This is a genomic window from Chthoniobacterales bacterium (genome assembly GCA_036569045.1).
Classification (GTDB): domain Bacteria; phylum Verrucomicrobiota; class Verrucomicrobiia; order Chthoniobacterales; family JAATET01; genus JAATET01.
On record DATCRI010000057.1, the window covers coordinates 13398 to 35395 of the forward strand.

Below are 21998 nucleotides of genomic sequence, written 5' to 3' on the forward strand. Positions count from 1 at the left end.
CTGCCTACGCTGGGGCGATGCGGATTTTGGTGACCGGCCTCATCGGCCAATACGCCTTCGGCGGCGTGACCTGGGACTACCTCCAATACGTGCTCGGTTTTCAGGCCCTCGGGCACGACGTGTGGTATCTCGAGGATACTGCATGCTGGGCCTACGATCCGATCAAGGAGGAGCCGTCGGCCGATTGTTCCTACAACGTGAACTACCTCGAGCGGGTGATGCACGAGTTCGATCTCGGCGACCGCTGGATCTATCGCAACGAGGCGACCGATACCTACCACGGCCCGGCCGGCGCGGCGGCGGACGAGATCATTCGCACGGCCGATGCGCTCATCAATGTCTCCGGCGCGTGCTGGCTGCGAGATGTGACGGCCGCGGTGCCGCGCAAACTTTTCGTCGATGGCGATCCGATGTTCACGCACGTCGGTCTCACCGCCGAGGGCAAGACGCGCGACCACGTGCTTGCGCACGAGGAGCACTACACCTTCGGCCTGAACGTGGGCCAGCTGGGCTGCCGGGTGCCGACGGCGGGGATCGCGTGGAAGCCCACGGTGCAGCCGATCGCCATCGAATGGTGGCGGAAAAATCTGATGCCGGTTACGCACGATCACGTCGCGCGCGACGCATGGACGACGGTGATGAACTGGGCGAGCTACAAGCCGCAGGAGTTCGAGGGCGAGGCCTACGGCAACAAGGATCTCGAGTTCGCGCGCTTCTTCGATCTGCCGCGACACACGAGCGAGAAGTTCGTGCTCGCGATGGGGCAGGGAATCGGCAGGAACCGCCCCACCGAGCGGCTCACCGAGGCCGGCTGGACGATCATCGAGCCCGACGTGCACCTGCCCGATTACGCGACGTATCACGACTTCCTCGCGAACTCGAAGGCCGAGTGGAGCATCGCGAAGAATGGCTACGTGAAGTCGCGCAGCGGATGGTTCAGCTGTCGCAGCGCCTGCTATCTCGCACTCGGGCGGCCGGTGGTCGTGCAGGACACGGGCTGGAGCGAGCATCTGCCGGCGGGCCAGGGCGCCCTGGCGTTCGATGATCTCGAAGGTGCCGTGAAGGCGATCGGGACGGTCGCGGCGAATTACGAGCAGCACTCGGCAGCGGCGCGGGCGTTTGCGGAGAAGTATTTCGACGCGGCGAAGGTCTGCGCCGAGCTACTCGGCTAACCCTCCGGACGGCCGCGGGGAGTCAGCGATTCCGCCGGCGAAGAAGCACGCGCACGAGGGCGAAGAGAATGCCCGCCGCTACCGCCCAAGGCAGGAGGAAGGCGAGGGAGACGCCGATCATGCGGAGGCTCCACATCACGGCGCCGAAGGCCTGCGTGAAGGTGTGCCGGAGCGTGGCAAGCATGCCCGAGTCGGCGGCGACGAGCTTCGGCGGCGTGGCGAGGACGACCGAGATTTCCGCGCGATCGCTGACGGCGCCGGGCTGGCCGGTGTCGTTGCGCTGAACGGAGAGGTCGCGGGTGGTGCCGGCGGACTGCACGCGGGCGAGCGTCTCGGGATAGTTGGCGAGCGGGAACGCGAGGCGAAGGCGGGCGGTCTGGCGTCCGTCGGGAGATTGCTCGAAGGCGGAGTCCTTGATCTCGATGCCGTGCTGAGCGGCGTAGGTGCGCAGGTCGCGGGTCTTGGCTTCCACGGTGTCGGTCTCGATGCGGAGCTGTGTGCGCTGGGCGGGCGTCTCGTCCTGTGAGGCGATGGTGACCGTGACCTGCACGCGGTCGCGCTCGGTGCGGGCGTCGGGCGAATCGGCATGGCCGTCGCGGGCGACACGCTCGGTCTCGCGACGGAAATCGAGCGGACGACCGAGCGTCCTGATCTGCGCGAGGAAGGCATCCGCCCGATCGGGCGCGAGGAGCACCCGGAGGAGGGCGCTGGCCCGCTGCTGGCCATCCACGGAAAGGCTCGACTCGAGGATCTGCGCGCCGGCCTTGTCGGCGGCGGTGCGGGCTTCCTCATAGGTGCGCGGCACGTCGACGCTGGCGAGCGCGACGGTGGCTTGCTCGCGAAGGAGGTATTTCGCAGCCTGCTCGAGATCCTTCTCGGCGAGGCGAATGGTGACGGTGGCGTAGGCGACGAGGCTGTCCCAGAGCTTCAGCTGGCCCTGGAGCTCCTCGATCTGCCCGCGCACCCGCGCCAGTTCGCGCTCGACGGCGAGCAGCTCGGAGACCTTGCCCTTGGTGGTGCGGAGGAGTTCGAGCAGGCGCTCCTCCATCTTGCGGGCATTCCGCAGGCGAGCGTCGCTGTCGAAGTAGTCCTTCGTGACGTCCTGCGTGCCGAGGGACTGGTGGCGGACCTCGCCGAGCGAACGGAGACTGGACACGAACCCATCGAGCGCGGCTGGCGGAATTTTCACGACGAGCACGCCGCGGGTCTTGCCATTGGGGAGGCGGGTCGAATCGCGCGTCTCGAGATATCCGCCGGACTGGCGGGCGAGGTCGATGAGACCCTGCGCCGCCGGAGCGAACGCGGCGACTTCGAGATCGACGTCCGCATTGCGGATGAGCTTGCGCGCGTCGACGGCTCCCACGGGCGGGGCTGGGGACCCTGCGGATGGCTCACTCGGGAGAGACGCGCCCACGGGGAGCTTCGAGGTTTCATTCCGGGATTCTGGATCGGCCTGTGCCGGCACCTCTTTCCGGCGGGTGGATCCCCCCGCTTGCTCGCGGAGGGCAGTCTGAGCGCCCGCCAGGAGAGTCGATGGCGAGGATACGCCATCGATCCCGGTGCTGCTCGTCGGAGACTCTCCGGACGCCCCGGGGCGACGCGCTTCCCCGGCGGTCACAACGGGAGCCGACGGGGCGGCTTCATCGGCGAGGGAGGCCCACCCGCGGGTGTCGATCTCGCGGTCTTTCCCGACCCGGGAGTTTGTGGCGGTGTGCAGCTGGGAATCGCGCTCGCCGGTGAGCAGGGCGCCGGTTTGCACCAGCGCGACCAGCACGGCGGCCGTGGCCGGAATGTAGATCGCCGGGAGGCGCAGCCACGCGGCGAGACGGGTCGAGAATCCGCGGGCCGGGGTGGATTCCGCGCGGTGCTGGCGGAAGTTGCGGACGAGGCGAGACTCGAAGTCGCCGGAGGGCCGGGCGGCCGCGAGGTGGTCGGTGAGGTGATTATGCATGGCGGCGAGGTGGGTGTGGTCGGCGCGGAGCCGGGGATCGGCGGCGAGCGCGGCTTCGAAGGCGGCCCGCTCGGCGGGCGGCAGGTCGTCGTGGAGATAGGCGGCGGAGGTGGCGGCGAAGTCCTTCATGGCGTGGGGCGGACGGAGGGTGGCAGGGTGCGGCGGAGCGTCCCGAGCGCGCGGCCGAGGATGCCGCGGAGCGCGCCATTCGAGAGGCCCATGAGGTGCTCGACGGCGCGGCATTCGAGACCATCGAGGTAGCGGAGGGTGAGGGCCTCGCGGTGGTGGTCGGGCAGTTTCGCCAGGGCGGCGCGCAGGGCGGTGGCGGAGAAGGCGGTGTCGAGCTCCGTGCCGGGAGGCGCGGCGGGGTCTGCAGGGAGTTCCTCCTCGGCGGGGAGGGGCTGGCCACGGCGGCGGCGAAGGATGTCGCGGGCGCGGTTGCGGGCGAGCGTGGCGAGCCAGGCCGGGAGTTTCCCGGGATCGGCGGGGCGGTGGCGGGTTTGCCACGCTTTCAGGAAGGTCTCCTGCACCACGTCTTCCGCCTCGGACGAGTCGTGCAACAGCGAATAGGCGACCGCATAGAGCGTGCGGCCGTGGCGGCGGATGAGCGCCTCGAAGGCGTCGGGATCCCCGGCGAGGGCGGCGGCGGTTTGGGCGCGAAGGTCGGGGTCCATGCGAAAGGTCTTCCCCGGGTTGACGCACGAACCGCCCAACGCGCGCGAATTTTTTTTCGGCGCGGCGGGTCAGTGCTCGGCCTGTTGGTCGAGGAGGGCCTGCAAATCCTTCGTGCGCGTCTCGGTGAGCCGCTGGCGCACTTCGTTGACGATCAGCGGCTGCATCGTGCCGCCGCGCGCGCCCGCGTCGCCCTGGAAATCCGCCTCGGCATCGCGGAAGGCGAGCCACGCCCGCTGCGCGACCTTGAGCTTGGCCTGCGCTTCGGCGTCGAGCGTGGCCCGCACCTCGGCATAGACCGCGTTCAGCTTCCGATTCGCTTTCGCAAGATCCTCCGCGGCCTGCTGGTTCATTTCCGACTGGGTCTGGGCGAGAAGCGGCGTGGCGGCCAGCATCAGCCACAGCGCGAGGAGCGGTCTCATCGGGAGCGGTCTATTTGCTGCCGGGTTTCACGGCGGGAATGGCCGCGAGGTCAGGCGGGAGGGCGTCGGCCTCGAAGGTCGCGGGCGTCATTTGCACGAGCGAGACGAACGGGCAGCCGAAGTCGGGAAGCTGGCCGCCGGAGCGGTCCACGATGCTCCCGGCCGCGACGACGATGCCGCCCGCGGCGCGGATGATGTCGATCGTCTCCTGCACGCGGCCGCCGCGCGTGACGACATCCTCGGCCACGAGGTATTTCGCGCCCGGCTCGATCGCAAAGCGGCGCATCACGAGGCCGCCCTGGCCGTCCTTCTCGACGAAGACGTGGCGCGTATCGAGATGGCGGGCGACTTCCTGCCCCACGACGATGCCGCCCACCGCCGGCGAGACGACGACCGTGCCCTCCGCAAACGGCCGGAGCTTGTCGGCAAGATGGCCGCACACCTCGGCGGCGATGCGCGCGTGCTGCAGCAGGATCGCGCACTGGAAAAACTCGCGGCTGTGCAATCCGCTGCGCAGGACGAAATGGCCGTGCAGCAGCGCACCGGTCTGGCGGAAGAGATCGAGGACGTCGTTCATACGCCCAGAGGCTAGGGCGAAGGAGGAACGCAGGAAACGAGGAAAGTCGCGTCGAGAGCGGAACGGGATTATTTTCGCGGAAGTGTCACCGTGGCGGCCTCGGAACGTCCGCCCGGGCCGGTCGCGATCACGGTCGCCACCTTTCGGCCGCCTCGCTGCGGAACCACGAAGCGCCAGGACGTCGTGCCGTCGGCCTGACGGTAACGGTTGCCGTCGACGCGGAACAGAATGCGAGAGATAGCCCCGCTGGCGGTTCCGGTGACGATCACGCGCGAGTTGCGAAGGGTCGCCTTGATCGCTCCAAGCAAGGGCGGCGCCTCCGCGGAGGGCGTTGCTTCCGGCGTGGGCTCGGGAGTGGCCGCGGGGATCTCGGGAACCACGGGCAGATAGGCGATCCACGTCGCCGTGGGAGGACGATAGTCCGGAATGTGAGGCACGTTCATGGTCCCGCGGCCGAGGATCGTGGTGCCGTCGGCGCTGATGGCGAGCGCTTGCTCGAGAGCGACATCGCCAAGGTCCACTCCCGCGGCGGTGAGGAGATCGGCGAGCGATTGCATTCCATGGACGGCGTCCCAGCGGAAGGCGCCGGCCGGCGAAGAGCCCACCACGACGGAACCATCGGCGGATACGGCGGCGGCAATGCTGGGCCGCGCCTTCCCGAGACGTTGAATGCCCTCCGCGGCCGTCCAGCGGAACGCACAATTTCCTCCATCGAGAATCGCGCTCCCGACGATCACCGAGCCGTCGGCGGAAATGGCCGTGGGCACACTCGGGGATCGGGAGATGCTTGGATCGAGGGCGACCACCGAGCCGTCGACCGTCCATTGGCAGGCGTGATCTCTTCCCGTGCTCCGACTGGTGCCGGCGATCGTGCTCCCATCCGCCGAGATGCAGGAGCCAAAGGAGGACAATTCGCCTGGCAGCGGGGAGAGCGGGATTGCGCCGGCCGCCGTCCATCGAAACGCCCGGGGGAACTGGCTCCCGGGCGCCAGGTAGCTTCCCGTGATGACCATGCCATCGCTCGAAACGCCCGTCGCCGCGCTGTAAACTTGGGCGGTCGGGAAGAGGCGCTGCATGCCACCGGCCGCCGTCCAGCGAAACGCCTCCATCACGGCGTCCGGAGCACCGAACGTCGCGCCCGCTTCGCCGACAATGACGTCTCCGTTACCGGAAAGGCCGCGAGCCGTGCTGCTCCCGGTGCTGGCGCCCTTGAGGGCACCGAGTTCCTCCCGGGTGTCCCCGATTCGCCGAAAAGCCTTCACCGCGGCGTCCTGCGCGCTGGTGGAAACGAGGCCGTAACTCCAGAGGCGGGCGTTACCGATCAGCACCGCGCCGTCGGCTGACATCGACGCATAAATGTCGTCCACCCCGGATTTGGGCGGGTAGCTCGAGAAGTAAGGCCTCGACTCCGTGGCGGCGATCACGCGAAAGCTCGCGGCGGCTGGCGACGGATCGGCCGCATGGGCCGGAAAAATGCCGGTCGATCCCAGCACGGCCACAACGACGGGGATGAAAACGGAGGGGAGGGCAAGTTTCACGGAAGGCAGATCGTTGGGAAAGGGTGGGGGAATCCGGTCGACATTCCTTCCTAGGGCAGGCCAACAGAAATGTCACGATCGAGGATCGAGTGGCGGCCGGAAAGGTGGGTTTTCCGCTAGCCCTGCCGCTCGAGCGCTTCGTGAATCTTGAGGGCCGCGTAGGCATCGTTCGCCGCGTAGAGGAGCTGACCGGGGGTGAGGCGGGGCTGCGACCAGTTCGACGTCGTCGTGCTCTTGGACTTCGCAAAGCGCTGGTGCAGCAGCACGGCGACGGCCCCGCGCACGCCGATCTGCCCGCGGTAGCCTCGTTTGCGGAAGATCTGGTCGAGATCGAGCACGCCCCTCGGCCGCACGCCGAGCTTGGCGAGGATCTGCGTGTGGTCCGACTTCAGCCCAAAGCCGACCTTCTGGACGCGCTCGGATTCGAGCAGCTCGATCACCGCGGGGCGGGACTCGGGCCGGTGGAGCTGGAAGATGTAGGCGCAGTCGGAGAGGGCGAACTGGACGGTGTGCGGGCCGGTGCTCTTTTCGCCGACGCGGAAGGTCGGGCGCGACTCGGTGTCGAACCCCGCGACGCCCGCCTCGGAGATCCTGGCCGTGGCGGCGGCAAATTCCGCCGCGCTGGCCGGCACGAAGATGCGGTTGAGGGTCAGCCCCGGGAACGGCGGCAGGTGGGCGCTTTCGGCCTTGGTCGGGGCGACGGGTCTTGGCCGATGGCTCATGGCCCGGAGAATCCCTGAAACGGCCGCCTGGGGAAGCTGGAAATGCCGCGCCCGGGAGGACTTTCCTCCCAGAACGAGGTGCGCCGGCTAGGGAGTCGGCGCGGGCGTTTTCGGTGCGGGCGGGGAATACGTGGTGGGAATGGTGCCGCGGATCATGTCGCCCCCGGGTTGATCGCGAAAATGCCTTCGACGTGACCGAAATTTGTCATGGCTGGCTCGGCTTTTAAAACGACTGGCCATGATCTGCAAAATCGGCAAACGCGCTGCCAGATCAAGCCGCAACCTGCGTCGAAGATTGATCCTGAAACAGCAGCAGAATCCCGGTGGGCGAGGAACAGGCATTGTGCTAAACGTTTCCCGGAGGAATCGGAAATGCGGGAGCAGATTCAAAGATTATTGCACGCGATGCCGTTCGAGCCGTTTGCGGTGGAGGTGGCGGAAGATCTCGCGTGGTCGATTCCCACTCCGGACCACGCCATGGCGGCGAAGTCCGCGCTGGTGATCGAGGATGACCAGGGGTTCGTCCATCTCGTTTCATATGCGCATGTCCGGCGCATCACGCACAAGGCCGCCGCTTAAGTGGCTCCGGTGGCGCTTCGCCCAGCGAAGCGGCTGCGGGGTGTTTTCCTACCCCGCCACGGAGGGCGGGATGAAGCGGATGTTGGCTTGCTGGCGTTTGACGAATTCCTCGGCGAGGGCGGTGTAGGCCTGGGCGCCGCCGCCGGCGGGGTCGTGCTCGAAGATGGTGCGGCCGAAGCTCGGGGCCTCGCCGAAGCGGATGCTGCGGGGGATGACGGTGTCGAAGACGACCTCTTGAAAGTGCTCGCGGACGTCGCGGACGACGGCCTGGTTGAGGTTCGTGCGGCTGTCGAACATCGTGAGGACGAGGCCGGAGATGGTGAGGTCGGGGTTGTCGCCGCCGTTGCGGAGGAGGTTCATGACCTGCATGAGGAGGCCGAGGCCCTCGAGGGCGTAGTATTCGCACTGGATGGGGACGAGGAGCTCGTCGGCGGCGACGAGGGCGTTCGTCATGAGGACGCCGAGGGAGGGGGGGCAGTCGAGGATGGCGTAGTCGAATTTGTTCTCGTCGCGGATGGCGGCGAGGGCCTTGCGGATCTGCTTGTTGTGGTCGTCAAGGCGGGCGACCTCGGCCTCGGCGCCGGCCATCTCGAGGGTGGCGGGGATGGTGGAGAGGTTCTCGAAGCGGGTGGCGTGGACGAGCTCGGGGGCGGGGACGTCGCCGACGATGGTGTGGTAGAGGCTGCGGCGTTCGGCGGTTTCCTCGCCGGTGAGCATGGCGCTGGTGGCGTTGCCCTGCGGGTCGAGATCGACGAGGAGAATGCGCTGGCCGGCGGCGGCGAGCCCGGCCGCGAGGTTCACGGAGGTGGTGGTCTTGCCTACGCCGCCTTTCTGGTTGGCGACTGCGATGGTTTTCATGGAATGGGACGGGGGTTGAACGGATAGCACGGATGTCGCGGAGGGGAGAGGCTTCTCTCGAGATTTCTCCGCGGGGCGCGATCAATCGGTGGACGAGTAGTAGTTCTTCAGGCCGCGGACGATGCCGTCGGCGTATTCGCGGAAGATGCTGGCCTGCATCTTGCCGGCGACGGCTTCCTGCCCGTCGAAATCACCGGCCTGGATGCGGTCGAAGACGGGCTGGCTGTTCATGACGTAGGGCTCGATGTAGATGACGGGGCATTGGTAGACGCGGTTCGCCATGAGGTTCCGCGCCCAGACGTAGGGGCTGGCGCCGATTTTGAGGGCCTGGTTGGAGGTCTGGTATTGGTAGGGGGGGAGGCCGGTGACGCGGGCGAGCGAGGCGCCGACGGACTCGGAGATGGCGAGCTCTTCGCGGTGGGCGCGGGAGAGGAGCTTCGTGAGCATGGTGAAGCGCTGGTCGTCGAAGGCGAGCTCCTTGCCGCCGAAGCACCCGCTGACAAGGAGGTGCAGGTGGTTCTTGTCGGTGAGGGTGGGGTGATTTTCGTCGCCCCAGGCCTCGGCGTTGAAGTGCAGGCAGAGGACGAGATCGGGCCGGATGGTTTCGTTGACGAGGGTGGCGCGGTGGTTGATCTCGCTGACGCGGTAGAAGAGGCGCTCGGCCTCCTTGGTGACGGCGGCCCGCGTGACGGGCTCGTTCTTCTCGGCGAGGGAGGCGGCGGCGACCTTGCGGAGGCGGTCTGGACGCACGGGGGTGACGGGCGCGGCCTTGCTGCGGACGAGATACACGGTGGCGCCGAGGGCCTGGAGGCGCGGGACGAGCAGGCGGGCGACGAGCAGAGTCATGTCGCCTTCGGTGACGGGTTTCGTCTTGCCGATCTGGAACCAGCGTTCCTCCATTTTTGCCCAGGCGCCGCCGATGTGGCCGGGGTCGATCGCGATGCGCACGCCGGCGAGCGGCCGGGCCGCGGGCCGGGCGGGGAGTTGCGAACGCTGGCGCCAGAAGCGGGAGGCGGGCCGGATGGCAGCCTGGCTCGGCGCGAAATTCAGGACAAACGGAGGCTGGCCGAGCGAGGTCTGGATGCTGGCGGAGCGATCACCGACCGTGATGAACGGCTTCCAGCCGCCGCCGGGCGCGTAAACGGCGTTCAGCAGATAGAGGAAATCCTCGCGCGTGATCGACTGCTGATATTTCTCGAGGGAGGCCCAGTTCGGCCGGCTCGCGAGCGGGCTGAGGAGCTCCGCGCGAGCCTTTCCCAGCGGGAAGGCAAATGTCAGCGAGACCAGAATGAGGAGGGCGCGATGAAATTTCAAAGCCCTTGGGTTGTAACCGATCGCCGGGAGCGGATACGATCAAAAGCCCATGATTCGCATTCTTTTTCTCGGCGACATTGTCGGCGAACCGGGCCGACAGGCTGTCATTCAGCGCGTGCCGAAACTTCGCGAGGAACGCGCCATCGATTTTGTCATCGCCAACGGAGAAAATTCCGCCGGGGGACGCGGCATCACGCCGAAGATCGCGATCGATCTGCTGCGCTGCGGCGTGGCGGTGATCACCACGGGCGATCACGTCTGGGACCAGAAGGACCTGGCCGCGTGGCTGCCGACGGAGCCCCGCGTGTTGCGCCCGGCGAACTACCCGGCGGGCGCGCCCGGCTTCAGCAGCGTCGTGCTCGAGACGGCGAAGGGCAAGGTCGCGGTGCTGAACCTCCAGGGGCGCACGTTCATGCAGCCGATTCTCGAGAATCCCTTCCACGTCGCGAACGCCGAGGTGGAGAAGCTGCGCGCCGAGACGCCGGTGATCTTCGTCGACATGCACGCCGAGACGACGAGCGAGAAGATTGCGATGGGACGGCACCTCGACGGCCGTGTCTCCGCCGTGGTCGGCACGCACACGCACACGCAGACGGCCGACGAGCGCATCTTCCCCGGCGGCACGGCATTTCTCTGCGATGCCGGGATGTGCGGACCGGATGACTCCGTGCTCGGGCGGGCGGTCGAGCCGATCGTGGGGCGATTCCTCTCGAACCTGCCCGTGAATTTCCCGATCGCGCGCGGGCCGGTGCGGCTTTGCGGAGCGATCGTCGACATCGACGAAAGCAGCGGTCGCGCGCTGGCGATCGAGCGTTTTACGGAGTTACCGACCGCGTAGAGCGGCGATACGACCAGAGCCCATTGTCGACAATCGTCGTGCCGGCGACAACCAGGCGACGGCGCTTCTGTCGAGTCCGCGTCTGCCGGCCTGGCAGGTTGAGGCGCGTTGTAAGGTCACTGGCAAGTTGGCGAAGGAGAGGCTTGAGGGTCATTTGGGGGAAGGGATTGGTCTGGGGAGACAAACGGAGACAGGTGCAAATAGTCTGTCTCCCGAAAGGTGACAATAGGTATCGCAGGGGGCTTGGATTCTTCCCTTGACTTCGGGCGTGACTCGCCTCAAGTTCGCGGGCTCTTTTCAAGCTTATGAAACGCACGTATCAACCTTCCAAGCGCACGCGCAAGCAGCAGTTCGGCTTCCGCGCTCGGATGGCCACCAAGAATGGCCGCGCCATCCTCAACCGCCGCCGCGCTCGCGGTCGCAAGCGCCTTCTCCCGAAGGGCGTCGAAGTCCACTTCGCCCGTCACACCCAGGCGTAATTCCTCCGGCTCGCCGCATTCGTGGTCGAGCCGCTTCCCTTGGAACGCTTTCCCGCCTCCGCGCGGCTGCGCGAGACCAGTGAATTTCTCGCAGTGCGCGCCGAGGGGCGAATGGTCCAGGGCCGCTGGCTGCGTATGAGCGTGCTGCAGCGGCCGACCGAAGACTCCCCTTCGCCAGCCCGCGTGGGAATTGTCACGTCCCGCCGAGTCGGCGGAGCTGTGCAGCGAAATCGCCTGCGCCGACGTGTGCGCGAGATCTTTCGCGCCCGTCGCGGCTTGCTTCCCGACGGCATCTGGCTTGTGGTCACGGCGAAGCCGGGATCGTCCGTTGCGACCTTCGCGGAACTGCGCGAGGAATGGTTGCGCCTGGCGAAGCGGCTCTCTATTTTGCGGGACCCTTGACCCGAGATGAAAGCTCTGCTGCTGGCGCTGCTCTTCGTTTACCGAGTGATTCTTCGCCCGGCGCTTCATTTTATCACGGGGCCGGGCGGATCGTGCCGCTACGTGCCGAGCTGCTCGCGTTATTGCACCGAGGCCATCGAACGGCACGGAGCGTGGCGCGGCGGCTGGCTGGGCGTCAAACGCCTCTGCCGGTGTCATCCGTGGGGCGGGCAAGGCTATGACCCCGTGCCTCAATAACTACTCGTTTTAGACTTACTGAATTTCTCGAATGGATCGTAAAACCTGGCTCGCCGTTGGCCTTTCCATCGCCGGCATCATCCTTTTCCAGTGGTATTACCAGACGACCTACGGTCCCTACCTCAAGCAGCAGGAGAAACTTCGCGCTGAACAGGCGGCCGCGGCGCAGAGTGCCGCACCTGCGCCCACGGCATCCGCGACGCCCACAGGCACGCCCGTCACCGCGGCGGCCCCGGTGGAACCGACGGGCCCGGTGATGACGGCCCGCAGCGAAACGCTGGCGGCGAAGGGCAAGAAGGACGCCGCGGATTTTGTCTTCAACAACGACGCGGGCGGGATCGAGTCCGTCGAGCTGCGCATGCATCGCAGCGAGGACCAGTCCCTCGTGAGCCTGAACCGCGATCGCCGCATGCCGATTGGCGCATTGGGGACGGATGCGCGCACGGCCGTCGTCGGCTTCGACATGGCGACCGACCGCGCCAACAACGTGGTCACCTTCACGAAGCGCGAGGGCGATGGCCTCGAGATCGTGAAGAAGTTCACCCTGCCCGCCGGGGATGCTCCCGAGGCACCCTACGTGGCGAATCTCGAGATCACGTTTCGCAACACCGGCACGACGCCGCTTTCGCGACCGGGCTACTTCCTCTCGGCAGGCGGCGCGGCCCCGATTCACAAGCACGACCTCCCGCTCTACACGCGCTTCGACTGGTCGCACGACGGGAAAATGAACGGCATCGACATCGGACATTTCGGCGCCAGCGGCCTGCCGTGGCTGGGCATCGAGTGGCGCAAGGCCTCCGATACGTTCTCCGAGGCTGTCGATCCCGTGCGTTGGGCGGCCGTCGCCAGCCAGTATTTTTGCACGATCGTGACGGCTCTCGATGAGCCGGGCAACTCGGTTGCCGCGGCGCAGTTCAAGGTGCCGGGGGCTCCCGCGGACCAGCCCATTCACGGACTCCAGGGCGCCATCGGCCTGAAGCCATTCACGATCGAACCCGGCGCAACCCGCACCCAGAAATTCCAGATTTACGCCGGCCCGAAGGAACTTTCGCGACTGCAGAAGCTCGGCTACGGCCAGGATGCCGTGATGAATTTCGGCTGGTTCGGGTTCGTGAGCAAATTCCTGCTCTGGGCGATGAACCTGCTGCACGGCGTGCTATTCGGCAGCTACGCGGCGGCGATCGTCGTTCTGACGCTTTGCATCAAGTTTGCGCTCTGGCCGCTTCAGAACAAGGCGACGAACTCCATGCGCCGGATGGCGGCGCTCTCGCCGAAGATGACGGAGGTCCGCGAGAAGTATAAGGACGACCCGACCAAGCAGAACGAGGAGCTGATGAAGCTCTACCGCGACTACGGGGTGAACCCGTTCAGCGGCTGCCTGCCGATGCTCATCCAGATTCCGATTTTCTTCGGATTCTATTCGATGCTGGGCTCGGCGATCGAGCTGCGCAACAGCTCGTTCTTCTGGATCCGTGACCTTTCGCAGCCCGATACCATCGGCCACGTGCTTGGGATACCGATCAACGTCCTGCCGATCCTGATGACTGGATCGATGGTCTGGCAGATGGCGATCACGCCGAAGACGGGAGACGCCATGCAGCAGCGCATGATGATGTTCATGCCGATCATTTTCCTCGCGTTTGCCTATAACTACGCCTCCGCGCTGTCGCTGTATTGGACAACGCAAAACCTTTTCTCTATCGTCCAGCTTTATCTGACGCGGAATACGCCCCTGCCGGTCCTCGAAAAGGTGAAGACGCCGGCCCGGAAGAAGCAGGACTTTTCCACGCCGAGGACTCGCAAAAAACGCCCATGAACGAATCACCGAGGGAAATTCTGGATACCATCCTGGGTTACCTCGGCTTCGCCTTCGACATTCAGGAGCAGGAGCGCGACGGGCATCTCGTCCTGCAGGTCTACACCCGGGACGCCGGCCTCCTGATCGGTCGCCACGAGCAGACGCTGGAGGATCTCCAGTTCCTCGTGAATCGGCTGTTGCTCGCGGAGGCTCCTGATGCGCCGCGCGTGATCGTCGATGTCGAACACCATCGCGACATGCGCGACGACGCGCTGGTTCAAAAGGTGCAGCATCTTGCGGAAGCCGTGAGGAACGGCGGCCGCCCCCTGCAAACCGAGCCGATGAACGCCTACGATCGGCGCATCGTGCACCACACGTTCAAGGATGATCCGATGATCACGACGTGGAGTCCGCCCGAGGAGGCTCGCATGAAGCGGATCACCCTGCGGCTGCGGAAGAAAGCCTGAGGGTGGAACTACCCCGGCAAGGCGGTCGACTCAGGCCGCGATTTTTGGCGTTTCGATGGTCTCCGGCACGCCGCCAAATTTCGGGTAGATGTAGCGGCCTGTCGTGGAGCGCAGGCGCACCAGGGCGGTCGCACGTTTGAGGCCGGCGTCGCGAAGAAATTCGAGCGAATGGAAGAGCAGGGCGCTGCCGAGACCGCGACTGCGGTATTCGTGCAGGATACAGGGACCGGTGAGGAGATTGGCTTCGGCGCCGTCCGTGGGATCGAGCACCGACGCACCAATGATGCGGCTGCCGTGCTGAACGACCATGCAGGCCGGCGGCTTGAGGGCGAACGCGTCCTCGCAGCGTTTCTCGAGGTCGCGAGCGAAGCCCTTCGCGGTGCGGGTCCAGGCCCGCTCCATCATCAGGGCGCTTGCAACGACCTTGAGAGCGGTATCCCGCTCTTCTTCAAGGGCGGGGCGAAACACGAAGGGCGGCAGGGCCGGGCGCGACGCGTCCAGCCCTTTGCCGAGATCCCAATGGAATCGTTGCCAATCGTTAGCCATTACAAGGAATTGTGCGCTTCCGCGCGCAGCGGAGCGCAACGCATCATCAAATCAGGATACGTCCTGATCGTTTGTGCAGACCCACCAGACGCCCCCGAGGAGCGCTGCCGCCATAACTGTAAAAGCTGTAAGAGTGAACATGAACGCGGATGGAAATCCCAGACCGCCCCAGCTGAGTCAACACAAATTGGGAAATGTGACCTCATTCGGAGATTTCCCTGATCGGAGCGAATTCCACGCCAAAAAAGTCGCGGAGCACCGCGCGATAGACCTCCTGCTTCATGGGAGCGACCGCCTCCAAGGGGAAATCCGCCGGATCGATCCAGCGGACCGCCCGGAATTCCACGGTGGACGGGTCGACCAGCAACGCGCGGTCTTCGCCCAGAAAATCGGCGAGAAAATAGGTCTGCTCCTGCCCGCCGCAGCCGGCCTTCATTCGGCCGTTCGAATATTCGTAGCGATACGGTCCGCGTTTCTCGACGACGCGGTAAGCCGTGGCCGGCAGGGAAATTTCCTCCCAGACTTCGCGGGCAAGCGCCTCTTCCGCAGATTCCCCGGGGTCCACGCCACCCTGCGGAAATTGCCAGGCGCCGGCGATGTCGCTGCGCTCGCCGATGAGCACATGGCCGTCGTCGCGGCGAAGAATGAGGGCAACGTTGGGACGGTAGCGGATCACGCTTCCCGGAATACGGCCAGTTCCCCGGCAAGGGCCAGCCACAAATTTTTCGCGAGGCAACGAAAACTGGAAACCAGCCGCGGGCTGGTTATAGTGCTCGTTTCCACTCGCGGGACCATTCACTTCGCCGACCATTGATGAAGCGTTTTTCTCTTCTTGCTGCGTTCGCCTTTCTTACGGGGACGACCGGTCTGCTCGCGCAGCAATCGCCCCAGGGCGGGAACAACAATGACAATGGCAATCGGCAGGCGCGGCCGGCTGCCGTTTCGATCTGGCGCGCGGAGCTTCCCGGCGGATCCTTTGCGGTGGCCCGCAATGCCATCGTCGGGATCAGCACGCAGCAATACATCCTCGACGGCGCTGCGCGGGTGACCGAGGTCAACATCATCGTCACCGGCCCGTTCCAGCCGCGGTTTTATTATCTCGAGCCGCTTCCGGCGGCCACCGGTTCAGCGCTGCCCGGGGCCTCGGCGGCTGCCGTGGCGAAGGATCGTGCCCAGGATCTCGCGAACCGGGCCGTGCCTGGTGATCCCATCTGGGCCAAGGTCGTCAAAAATTATCCCACCACCACGCACGCCGGCACGATCGAGTTTCGCCTTGAGACGCAGGAGCAGCTCGACGCGCTCTACGCCAGCGTCAACCGCACGTGGACGACCGGGAAGGGCGAGACCTTCACCCCGGCGGGAACGACCCCGTATCACACCAAGAAAAAGAGTGAAGATGGCGAGAATGGCGATCAGGATGCCGCTTCACCTGATTCCGCCAGCCTCCCTGGCACCGAAAATTAATCCATCCGCCGCGCGCCCGCTTTGAACAAACCCACGCATGAATGCGGCGTCTTCGCCGTTTACGGCCATCCCGACGCCGCGATCCTTACTTACTACGGACTTTTTGCCCTTCAGCATCGCGGGCAGGAAAGCGCCGGCATCGTGACCTCCACCTCGCCGTCGACGCCGTTCCAGAGCCACAAGGGCATGGGCCTCGTCTCGCAGGTCTTCGGAAAGGGCGATCTCGATCAGTTGCAGGGCTCGAATGCGATTGGGCACGTTCGCTATTCGACGACCGGCTCCAGCAATCTCAAGAACGCGCAACCGTTTGTCGTCGACACCGCCCGCGGGCAGATCGCCATCGCTCACAACGGCAACCTCGTGAATGCCGCCCAGCTCCGCGTGGAGCTCGAGGCCGAGGGCTCGATTTTTCAGACCACGGTCGACAGCGAGATCGCGCTTCATCTCCTCGCGAAGGCGCCGGAGCCGAATCCGCTTGCCGCGCTGCGCCGCATGGAGGGCGCGTTTTCCATCGTCATCATGGGCGAGAACGAGATCGTCGGCGTGCGCGATCCGTATGGCTTCCGTCCGCTTTCCCTCGGCCGGCTCGATGGCGCCTACGTGCTTTCCTCGGAGACCTGTGCGTTCGACCTCATCCACGCGGAATTCGTCCGCGAGATCGAGCCCGGCGAGGTCGTGATCATCGACAAGAACGGCATTCGTTCCGAGTGGCCGTTCCGCCAGGCGAAGAAGTCCTTCTGCATTTTCGAATACGTTTATTTCGCCCGGCCCGACAGCAACATCGACGACATGAACGTCAAGGAAGTCCGCGTGCAAATGGGCCGCGAGCTTGCCCGGCTGCATCCCGTCGAGGCCGATATCGTCGTGCCCGTGCCGGATTCCGGCATCTACGCGGCGCTCGGCTTCTCCGAGGAGCTCGGCATACCTTTCGAGCTCGCCTTCGTGCGGAACCACTACATTGGGCGCACGTTCATTCAGCCCACGCAGCTCATTCGCGACTTCAACGTCCGAGTGAAGCTCAATCTCATCGGCGATGCCGTGCGCGGCAAACGCGTCGTCGTCGTCGATGATTCCGTCGTCCGCGGCACCACGGCCCGCACGCGCGTCGTGAATCTCCGCGAGGCCGGCGCGAAGGAGGTGCACCTGCGCATCAGCTGTCCGCCGCACAAGCACGCGTGCTACTACGGCATCGATTTTCCGGATCCCGAGAAACTCCTCGCGAACCAGATGTCCCAGGCCGAGATCTGCGAATACCTTGGCGCCGACAGCATCGGCTATCTCGACGTGGACGCCATGGTGCGGGCCACGGGGCGTGAAAAGGCCGGGTTCTGCATGGCCTGCTTCGACGGAAATTACCCGCTGCCCTTCGATGAAGCCTTTGACAAATACGTGATGGAAAATCGCCGCGGCAAGGCCCGCCTCCTCCCGCCGGAGGACTTCCAGCCGGGCCTGCTGCCGATGAATCGCGATTTCGCCGCCAATCTGAATTCATGAGCAAGAAAGCATACGCCGCCGCCGGCGTGGACGTGGACCTCGGCAACGTGGTCAAGAGTGGCATCCAGAAACTCGTGCGCGAGACGCATGGACCGGAAGTGCTGGGGAAGATTGGCGGCTTCGGCGGCCTCTTCCAGCCGAACTTCAAGGGGATGAAGGAGCCCGTGCTCGTTTCCAGCGTGGATGGCGTCGGCACGAAATTGAAGATCGCCTTCGCGACGGACCGCCACGACACCATCGGGCAGGATCTCGTGAATCACTGCATCAACGACATCGCCGTCGTCGGCGCGCGTCCGCTGTTCTTCCTCGACTACCTCGCGAGCGCCACGCTCGAGCCGAAGGTCTTCACGCAGATTCTCAAGGGCTTCGCCAAGGCCTGCAAAGCTGCTGGTTGCGCGCTCATCGGCGGCGAGACGGCGCAGATGCCGGGTATGTATCAGCCCGGGGAATACGACCTCGCCGGCACCATTGTCGGCGTGGTGGACCGCGCGAGGATGCTCGACGGATCCCGCGTCAGGAAAGGTGACGTCCTCATCGGCCTCGCCTCGAATGGCCTGCACACGAATGGCTACTCGCTCGCGCGCAGCGTTCTTTTCGACACGCTCGGACTCGAGCCCAAATCGAAGCTTGCCGGCGTGAAGGGCACCCTTGCCGACGAGTTGCTCCGCGTGCACAAGAACTACCAGCCGCTCATGGCCAGCCTGCCGACGCGCACGCTCAAGGCCGCCGCGCACATCACCGGCGGCGGATTGATCGACAACCTTCCGCGCGTGCTTCCGCAGGATTGCGACGCGGCGATCACAACCGGCTCGTGGAAGGTGCCGGCGATTTTCGAGCACATCGGCCGCGGAGGGAAAGTCGACCGCGAGGAGATGTATCAGGTTTTCAACATGGGCATCGGCATGGTGCTTATCGTGAGCGAGAAGTCCGCGCCAGCCGTCCTCGAAAAGACGCACGGCTGCGTGATCGGCCGCATCGTTTCGGGCACGGGAGTCGTGCGCTTGGGGTGATCGCCGCTCGGCGACCGCGCGAATGAAAGAGATCGTCCTTCAGCCTTGGCGGGGTGCGGCAGCAATGGCGCTGCTCCTTTTCCTGACGGCGGCAGCATTCACGGCCCTCAATGGGCAGGTTTCCGCGAAGACGGGCCGGCTGTCCACGGTGCCCAATTACGATGACGTCGTTTATCTCAACAAGGCGTCGGAGATTTATTTTCTGGGCCGCAAGGAAGGTGCCGGATCGGCCGCGGCGAGTTTTTTTACTCAATACCTCCACGCTCCCTTCGCCGTTGCGAACGCCCTGGCGGGCTTCTTCATCTTCGGGCCGAACGTGAAAGCCATTTATCTTATGCTCACGCTTGTGGTGTTCGCTTACGTCGCGCTCGTGGCGTGGGTCGGCCGTGGGTTACCTATTCTCTTGCGCTGGGCGTTGGTATTTCTGGCGCTGGCGTTTCCCTTTGCCACGACGGCGGCCGAGCAGTTTAGGCCCGATCCTCTGTGGGCGATCGTGCTCGGCGCCGGGAGCGTGTTTTTTCTCGCGGCGGAACGGCCCTTCGAGGGGTGGAAACCTTCACTTCTTTATGGGCTTGCCCTGGGCCTCGTGCTGGTGACGAAGCCTTCAACTTTTGCGATGAGTTTTCTCGTGATGGGAGGAAGCTGGCTGCTTGCCGCGCTGGCGGCGGGGTTCTCACGCCGCGCCGAATGGGGTGTAATTTTCCGAGGCCTGGCCGTCACCGCGAGCGCGGCGCTCGTGGTCGCCGGATGGTATTGTCTGCCGCACGCCTCCGCAATTTTTAACTATTTTTACGAGAACAGCTTTGGCGCGAATCGTGAGGTGTGGGCCTATCACGGCGCGGTTTGGAATCGCTGGCTTTATTATTTCCAAGGCGTCGCCCTGGCTTCAAATCTCGGCGGATTTCTCTTTCCGTTGGTTTTGGCCTGTGTCGCCGGGGCGATCCGGGATATCTCCTGCGGCGATCTGTTTCAGCGGATCCGCGGGGGGGCATTTCTTTGGATGCTCGCCGGCTTGGTGCTGGTTAATTCGGCATTCGGCATGAAAAGTCCGTTTTTGGGCGGTTCGTTATACGGATTTTTGATCTTTGCGGGATTATGGCAAATCGCGCGACTCCTGCGTTGGGGCTATGAACAGGAATGGTGGAAGGCGTTTCCCCACCAGTTGCTCGCAGCGCTGGTCCTCTTGAGCATTGCGGCTTGCGGCTATTCCTACTCCGAGGTCTGTGTGATTCCCCCGGCCACGCGCAAGGCGCAAAAGGCGATCAACCGCGGCGTTCTGAACGATCTGCTTCGTGAGACGCGCGGGCGTCGGGCGTCCGTCCTGATCACGGCGAGCAATCCCGTCGTCGGAGAGTATCTTGCCATGGAAGCCCGCGCCCGCGGGCGGACGCTGGATATTCAAAATGCCGCCTTCGTTCGGGATAGCGCGCAGATTCTCGATCAGGCTGCGACGATGGATTTCGTGATATTGAGAGATCCGAAGACTGTGGGATCGTCCGGCGACCATATTCCGGGCGATGCGCTTCAATCCGAGTTGATCGGGCGGATCAGCGGCAGCCCGGACTGGCATCTTGTGGGGCGCTACTCGGATCTGCAAGGCCAGTTCGCTTACCTTTACCGGAACCTCCGGGTCGTGCGGCGATGAATCTGTGGCTGACAATCCCTTGCTACCGGGATGCCGAGCGTCTCAGCCATTTTCTTCCGCGTCTTTGCGCCTGCCTGCAAGAGCTTCCGGGAATAGGGATTCAGGTCGTTGACGATGGCTCTGGTGCCGTCGAGGCGCGTCGTGTCGAAGAGGCGATCCGCGCTGTCGATGATGAGAAAAAAATTCTTCACCCTCCTCTTATCTTGGAGAAAAATCGTGGAAAGGGCGGGGCCGTTTATGCGAGCTGGAACGTTGCGCCGGAGGCGGAGTGGCTCGGCTTTGTCGATGCGGATGGAGCCGTGCCTCCCGAAGAAGTAGCTCGGCTGACTGAGCTGACGGTGAGGGGGGAATTGCCGACCGATGCCCTTTTGGCCAGTCGGGTGAAGATGCTCGGTCGTCGGGTGGATCGCTCGATGAAGCGTCACGTTGTTGGACGCGTGTTTGCCACGCTCGCTTCCGCGGCGATCGGCTTGGAAGCCTACGATACCCAGTGTGGCCTCAAGCTCGTGCGGCGATCCGCATACCTTGCCGTGAGGTCGCGGCTCTCCGAGTGTCGGTTTGCCTTCGATGTCGATCTGCTGGCGCAGTTGGCGAAACAGGGGGTGCGGATGCGGGAAGTTCCGGTGGACTGGAGCGATGTGCCGGGCAGCAAGGTGTCATTGGTGCGGGACAGCTTTCAGATGGCGAATGCGGTCTGGCGCTTGCGTCGGACCATTCGTTAGTTCCGCCGGCAATCCTGCTTTTGCGGCTTGCGCCCGGGTAAACATCTGCAAAGTCTTATAGGTAAATGTTCTTGAGGAGCTGGCGCAAAAAACCCGTGCTGGGCGTGGGTCTGGGCGTGGGCGTCGGCCTGCTCGGCGCGGTCGCGCTCGCGGTGCGCTACGGGATGCAGCGCGCGACGCGTCAGCCGCTGCCCGACATCATTTCTCCGGCAATTTTTGCCACGCGACTCGCGCAGACAACGCACGGCGAGATCGTTTACCATACGTCCGGAGCGGGAGAGCCGCTGGTCTTCCTGCACGGCATTTATCCCGGGGGCTCTTCGTTCGAATGGTCGCGGGTGTATCCCTATTTCGCGCTGGGCTATCAGGTCGTGGCGCCTGATCTGGTGGGCTTCGGCGAATCCGAGCGGCCGCGGCAGGGGCTCGATGCCGACGACCATGTGCGGGCGCTGGCGGATTTGTCTTTCGCGGTGTTCGATGGCCGGCCGGCCACGATCGTCGCTTCGGGATTCGGCGCCGCGCTTGCGGTGAAGCTCGCCGTGCAGCACCCCGATCTCGTGCGTCGCCTCGTGCTGTATGCGCCGGTCGGGCTCGACGCCTCGCTGCGGCGCATGCCCTTTGGCCTGTCCACGCTTTCCCGCACGCCGGCGCTCAACAGTTTCGTCTACCGGAACTACTTCGCCCGCCGCCCGTTCATTCGGAGCTGGCTCACGCGCTTCGGTTACGGCGATCCGGAGCGCATTGGTGAGGATGTGACGGAAGTCCTCACGAGCTTCGCTGGCCAATACGGCGCCGAGTATGCGATGCTCGCCTTCCTGCGCGGCCGCCTGCTCTACGATATCAAGTCGCAGCTCCCGCGCCTGCTCCAGCCGGTGGGCGTGCTTTGGCCGGACCTGCCCGACCGCTTCCCGGTGGCGCAGCTCGAGCGTCTCGCGGCGGCGATTCCGAACTGCCATCCCACGCTCGCCGGTCGCACCGGCATGCTCGGCGCCCTCGAGGCGCCCGAGCTGATGCAGACCCTGCTTGACGAAGAACTCCAGCGCCCCGTTCGCCTCTCCGGCGCGGCGTAATGGCCTCGGCCATTGCAATTT

Annotated in this window: 24 protein-coding genes; 14 read left to right on the forward strand and 10 right to left on the reverse strand. The window is 65.0% G+C overall.

Going from position 1 to position 21998, the window contains the following annotated elements; translation table 11 throughout:
• The first annotated feature begins 29 nt into the window (after positions 1 to 29).
• Positions 30 to 1172, forward strand: a complete 1143-nt coding sequence (locus tag VIM61_11030; GenBank protein HEY8900934.1) for a hypothetical protein — start codon at positions 30 to 32, stop codon at positions 1170 to 1172.
• 22 nt (positions 1173 to 1194) lie between these two features.
• Here VIM61_11030 and VIM61_11035 read toward each other — a convergent pair whose 3' ends face one another.
• The 6 genes from VIM61_11035 to VIM61_11060 all read right to left on the reverse strand — a co-directional run bounded on the left by VIM61_11035 (position 1195) and on the right by VIM61_11060 (position 7054).
• Positions 1195 to 3252 (reverse strand): DUF4349 domain-containing protein, encoded by a 2058-nt coding sequence (locus VIM61_11035; protein HEY8900935.1) that lies wholly within the window; start codon positions 3250 to 3252, stop codon positions 1195 to 1197.
• Positions 3249 to 3797, reverse strand: a complete 549-nt coding sequence (locus VIM61_11040; protein ID HEY8900936.1) for a sigma-70 family RNA polymerase sigma factor — start codon at positions 3795 to 3797, stop codon at positions 3249 to 3251. The genes VIM61_11035 and VIM61_11040 overlap by 4 nt, the downstream gene beginning before the upstream one ends.
• A 69-nt stretch (positions 3798 to 3866) precedes the next feature.
• A complete protein-coding gene (locus VIM61_11045; protein HEY8900937.1) occupies positions 3867 to 4217 on the reverse strand; it encodes a lysozyme inhibitor LprI family protein in 351 nt (116 codons plus the stop codon).
• Between the two features lie 10 nt (positions 4218 to 4227).
• Positions 4228 to 4794, reverse strand: a complete 567-nt coding sequence (gene pyrE / locus VIM61_11050; protein ID HEY8900938.1) for an orotate phosphoribosyltransferase — start codon at positions 4792 to 4794, stop codon at positions 4228 to 4230.
• Positions 4795 to 4862: 68 nt separating this feature from the next.
• Positions 4863 to 6332: a hypothetical protein gene (locus VIM61_11055; GenBank protein HEY8900939.1), complete on the reverse strand. Its 1470-nt coding sequence runs from the start codon at positions 6330 to 6332 to the stop codon at positions 4863 to 4865.
• Positions 6333 to 6448: 116 nt separating this feature from the next.
• Positions 6449 to 7054, reverse strand: coding sequence for a 3'-5' exonuclease (locus VIM61_11060; GenBank protein HEY8900940.1), 606 nt, complete (start codon positions 7052 to 7054; stop codon positions 6449 to 6451).
• Between the two features lie 207 nt (positions 7055 to 7261).
• Here VIM61_11060 and VIM61_11065 point away from each other — a divergent pair, with 207 nt between their 5' ends.
• The gene (locus VIM61_11065) at positions 7262 to 7633 is read left to right on the forward strand and encodes a hypothetical protein (protein ID HEY8900941.1); all 372 of its coding nucleotides are present in this window, start codon (positions 7262 to 7264) and stop codon (positions 7631 to 7633) included.
• Positions 7634 to 7681: 48 nt separating this feature from the next.
• Here VIM61_11065 and VIM61_11070 read toward each other — a convergent pair whose 3' ends face one another.
• Positions 7682 to 8491, reverse strand: a complete 810-nt coding sequence (locus tag VIM61_11070) for a ParA family protein (protein ID HEY8900942.1) — start codon at positions 8489 to 8491, stop codon at positions 7682 to 7684.
• 81 nt (positions 8492 to 8572) lie between these two features.
• Complete coding sequence (locus VIM61_11075; GenBank protein HEY8900943.1) at positions 8573 to 9805, reverse strand: N-acetylmuramoyl-L-alanine amidase; 1233 nt, start codon at positions 9803 to 9805, stop codon at positions 8573 to 8575.
• Positions 9806 to 9854: 49 nt separating this feature from the next.
• Between VIM61_11075 and VIM61_11080 the strand changes: the two genes are divergently transcribed.
• The 6 genes from VIM61_11080 to VIM61_11105 all read left to right on the forward strand — a co-directional run bounded on the left by VIM61_11080 (position 9855) and on the right by VIM61_11105 (position 14026).
• On the forward strand, positions 9855 to 10643 hold the full coding sequence (locus VIM61_11080) for a TIGR00282 family metallophosphoesterase (protein HEY8900944.1): 789 nt from the start codon (positions 9855 to 9857) through the stop codon (positions 10641 to 10643).
• 305 nt (positions 10644 to 10948) lie between these two features.
• Complete coding sequence (gene rpmH / locus VIM61_11085; GenBank protein HEY8900945.1) at positions 10949 to 11122, forward strand: 50S ribosomal protein L34; 174 nt, start codon at positions 10949 to 10951, stop codon at positions 11120 to 11122.
• A gap of 21 nt (positions 11123 to 11143) precedes the next feature.
• Complete coding sequence (gene rnpA / locus VIM61_11090; GenBank protein HEY8900946.1) at positions 11144 to 11524, forward strand: ribonuclease P protein component; 381 nt, start codon at positions 11144 to 11146, stop codon at positions 11522 to 11524.
• 6 nt (positions 11525 to 11530) lie between these two features.
• Entirely contained in the window at positions 11531 to 11761 is a 231-nt protein-coding gene (gene yidD / locus VIM61_11095; GenBank protein HEY8900947.1) for a membrane protein insertion efficiency factor YidD, read from the forward strand.
• A gap of 31 nt (positions 11762 to 11792) precedes the next feature.
• A complete protein-coding gene (gene yidC, locus VIM61_11100) occupies positions 11793 to 13577 on the forward strand; it encodes a membrane protein insertase YidC (protein HEY8900948.1) in 1785 nt (594 codons plus the stop codon).
• On the forward strand, positions 13574 to 14026 hold the full coding sequence (locus VIM61_11105) for a R3H domain-containing nucleic acid-binding protein (protein ID HEY8900949.1): 453 nt from the start codon (positions 13574 to 13576) through the stop codon (positions 14024 to 14026). Before yidC ends, VIM61_11105 begins: the two co-directional genes overlap by 4 nt.
• Positions 14027 to 14056: 30 nt before the next feature.
• Here the strand turns inward: VIM61_11105 and VIM61_11110 are convergent, their stop codons facing one another.
• A complete protein-coding gene (locus VIM61_11110; protein ID HEY8900950.1) occupies positions 14057 to 14572 on the reverse strand; it encodes a GNAT family N-acetyltransferase in 516 nt (171 codons plus the stop codon).
• Positions 14573 to 14774: 202 nt separating this feature from the next.
• Positions 14775 to 15248, reverse strand: a complete 474-nt coding sequence (locus tag VIM61_11115) for an RNA pyrophosphohydrolase (GenBank protein HEY8900951.1) — start codon at positions 15246 to 15248, stop codon at positions 14775 to 14777.
• Between the two features lie 137 nt (positions 15249 to 15385).
• Here VIM61_11115 and VIM61_11120 point away from each other — a divergent pair, with 137 nt between their 5' ends.
• From VIM61_11120 to VIM61_11145, 6 genes are all read left to right on the forward strand, one after another.
• Positions 15386 to 16036, forward strand: coding sequence for a hypothetical protein (locus tag VIM61_11120; GenBank protein ID HEY8900952.1), 651 nt, complete (start codon positions 15386 to 15388; stop codon positions 16034 to 16036).
• A gap of 21 nt (positions 16037 to 16057) precedes the next feature.
• Positions 16058 to 17530 (forward strand): amidophosphoribosyltransferase, encoded by a 1473-nt coding sequence (purF, locus tag VIM61_11125; protein ID HEY8900953.1) that lies wholly within the window; start codon positions 16058 to 16060, stop codon positions 17528 to 17530.
• The gene (gene purM, locus VIM61_11130) at positions 17527 to 18540 is read left to right on the forward strand and encodes a phosphoribosylformylglycinamidine cyclo-ligase (protein ID HEY8900954.1); all 1014 of its coding nucleotides are present in this window, start codon (positions 17527 to 17529) and stop codon (positions 18538 to 18540) included. The genes purF and purM overlap by 4 nt, the downstream gene beginning before the upstream one ends.
• A 22-nt stretch (positions 18541 to 18562) precedes the next feature.
• Positions 18563 to 20185: a hypothetical protein gene (locus VIM61_11135; GenBank protein HEY8900955.1), complete on the forward strand. Its 1623-nt coding sequence runs from the start codon at positions 18563 to 18565 to the stop codon at positions 20183 to 20185.
• A complete protein-coding gene (locus VIM61_11140) occupies positions 20182 to 20907 on the forward strand; it encodes a glycosyltransferase (GenBank protein HEY8900956.1) in 726 nt (241 codons plus the stop codon). The genes VIM61_11135 and VIM61_11140 overlap by 4 nt, the downstream gene beginning before the upstream one ends.
• Before the next feature lie 65 nt (positions 20908 to 20972).
• Positions 20973 to 21977, forward strand: a complete 1005-nt coding sequence (locus VIM61_11145) for an alpha/beta hydrolase (GenBank protein ID HEY8900957.1) — start codon at positions 20973 to 20975, stop codon at positions 21975 to 21977.
• Positions 21978 to 21998: the final 21 nt, after the last annotated feature.

What these genes read in the sequence shown, in the direction of transcription:
- VIM61_11045 (HEY8900937.1), bottom strand. Translation starts at nt 4,217, where the DNA reads ATGAGACCGCTCCTCGCGCTGTGGCTGATGCTGGCCGCCACGCCGCTT.
- VIM61_11035 (HEY8900935.1), bottom strand. Translation starts at nt 3,252, where the DNA reads ATGAAGGACTTCGCCGCCACCTCCGCCGCCTATCTCCACGACGACCTG.
- VIM61_11110 (HEY8900950.1), bottom strand. Translation starts at nt 14,572, where the DNA reads ATGGCTAACGATTGGCAACGATTCCATTGGGATCTCGGCAAAGGGCTG.
- yidD (HEY8900947.1), top strand. Translation starts at nt 11,531, where the DNA reads ATGAAAGCTCTGCTGCTGGCGCTGCTCTTCGTTTACCGAGTGATTCTT.
- VIM61_11140 (HEY8900956.1), top strand. Translation starts at nt 20,182, where the DNA reads ATGAATCTGTGGCTGACAATCCCTTGCTACCGGGATGCCGAGCGTCTC.
- VIM61_11060 (HEY8900940.1), bottom strand. Translation starts at nt 7,054, where the DNA reads ATGAGCCATCGGCCAAGACCCGTCGCCCCGACCAAGGCCGAAAGCGCC.
- pyrE (HEY8900938.1), bottom strand. Translation starts at nt 4,794, where the DNA reads ATGAACGACGTCCTCGATCTCTTCCGCCAGACCGGTGCGCTGCTGCAC.
- VIM61_11120 (HEY8900952.1), top strand. Translation starts at nt 15,386, where the DNA reads ATGAAGCGTTTTTCTCTTCTTGCTGCGTTCGCCTTTCTTACGGGGACG.
- VIM61_11105 (HEY8900949.1), top strand. Translation starts at nt 13,574, where the DNA reads ATGAACGAATCACCGAGGGAAATTCTGGATACCATCCTGGGTTACCTC.
- yidC (HEY8900948.1), top strand. Translation starts at nt 11,793, where the DNA reads ATGGATCGTAAAACCTGGCTCGCCGTTGGCCTTTCCATCGCCGGCATC.
- VIM61_11070 (HEY8900942.1), bottom strand. Translation starts at nt 8,491, where the DNA reads ATGAAAACCATCGCAGTCGCCAACCAGAAAGGCGGCGTAGGCAAGACC.
- VIM61_11145 (HEY8900957.1), top strand. Translation starts at nt 20,973, where the DNA reads ATGTTCTTGAGGAGCTGGCGCAAAAAACCCGTGCTGGGCGTGGGTCTG.
- VIM61_11065 (HEY8900941.1), top strand. Translation starts at nt 7,262, where the DNA reads ATGGCTGGCTCGGCTTTTAAAACGACTGGCCATGATCTGCAAAATCGG.
- VIM61_11040 (HEY8900936.1), bottom strand. Translation starts at nt 3,797, where the DNA reads ATGGACCCCGACCTTCGCGCCCAAACCGCCGCCGCCCTCGCCGGGGAT.
- VIM61_11080 (HEY8900944.1), top strand. Translation starts at nt 9,855, where the DNA reads ATGATTCGCATTCTTTTTCTCGGCGACATTGTCGGCGAACCGGGCCGA.
- VIM61_11135 (HEY8900955.1), top strand. Translation starts at nt 18,563, where the DNA reads ATGAAAGAGATCGTCCTTCAGCCTTGGCGGGGTGCGGCAGCAATGGCG.
- purM (HEY8900954.1), top strand. Translation starts at nt 17,527, where the DNA reads ATGAGCAAGAAAGCATACGCCGCCGCCGGCGTGGACGTGGACCTCGGC.
- rpmH (HEY8900945.1), top strand. Translation starts at nt 10,949, where the DNA reads ATGAAACGCACGTATCAACCTTCCAAGCGCACGCGCAAGCAGCAGTTC.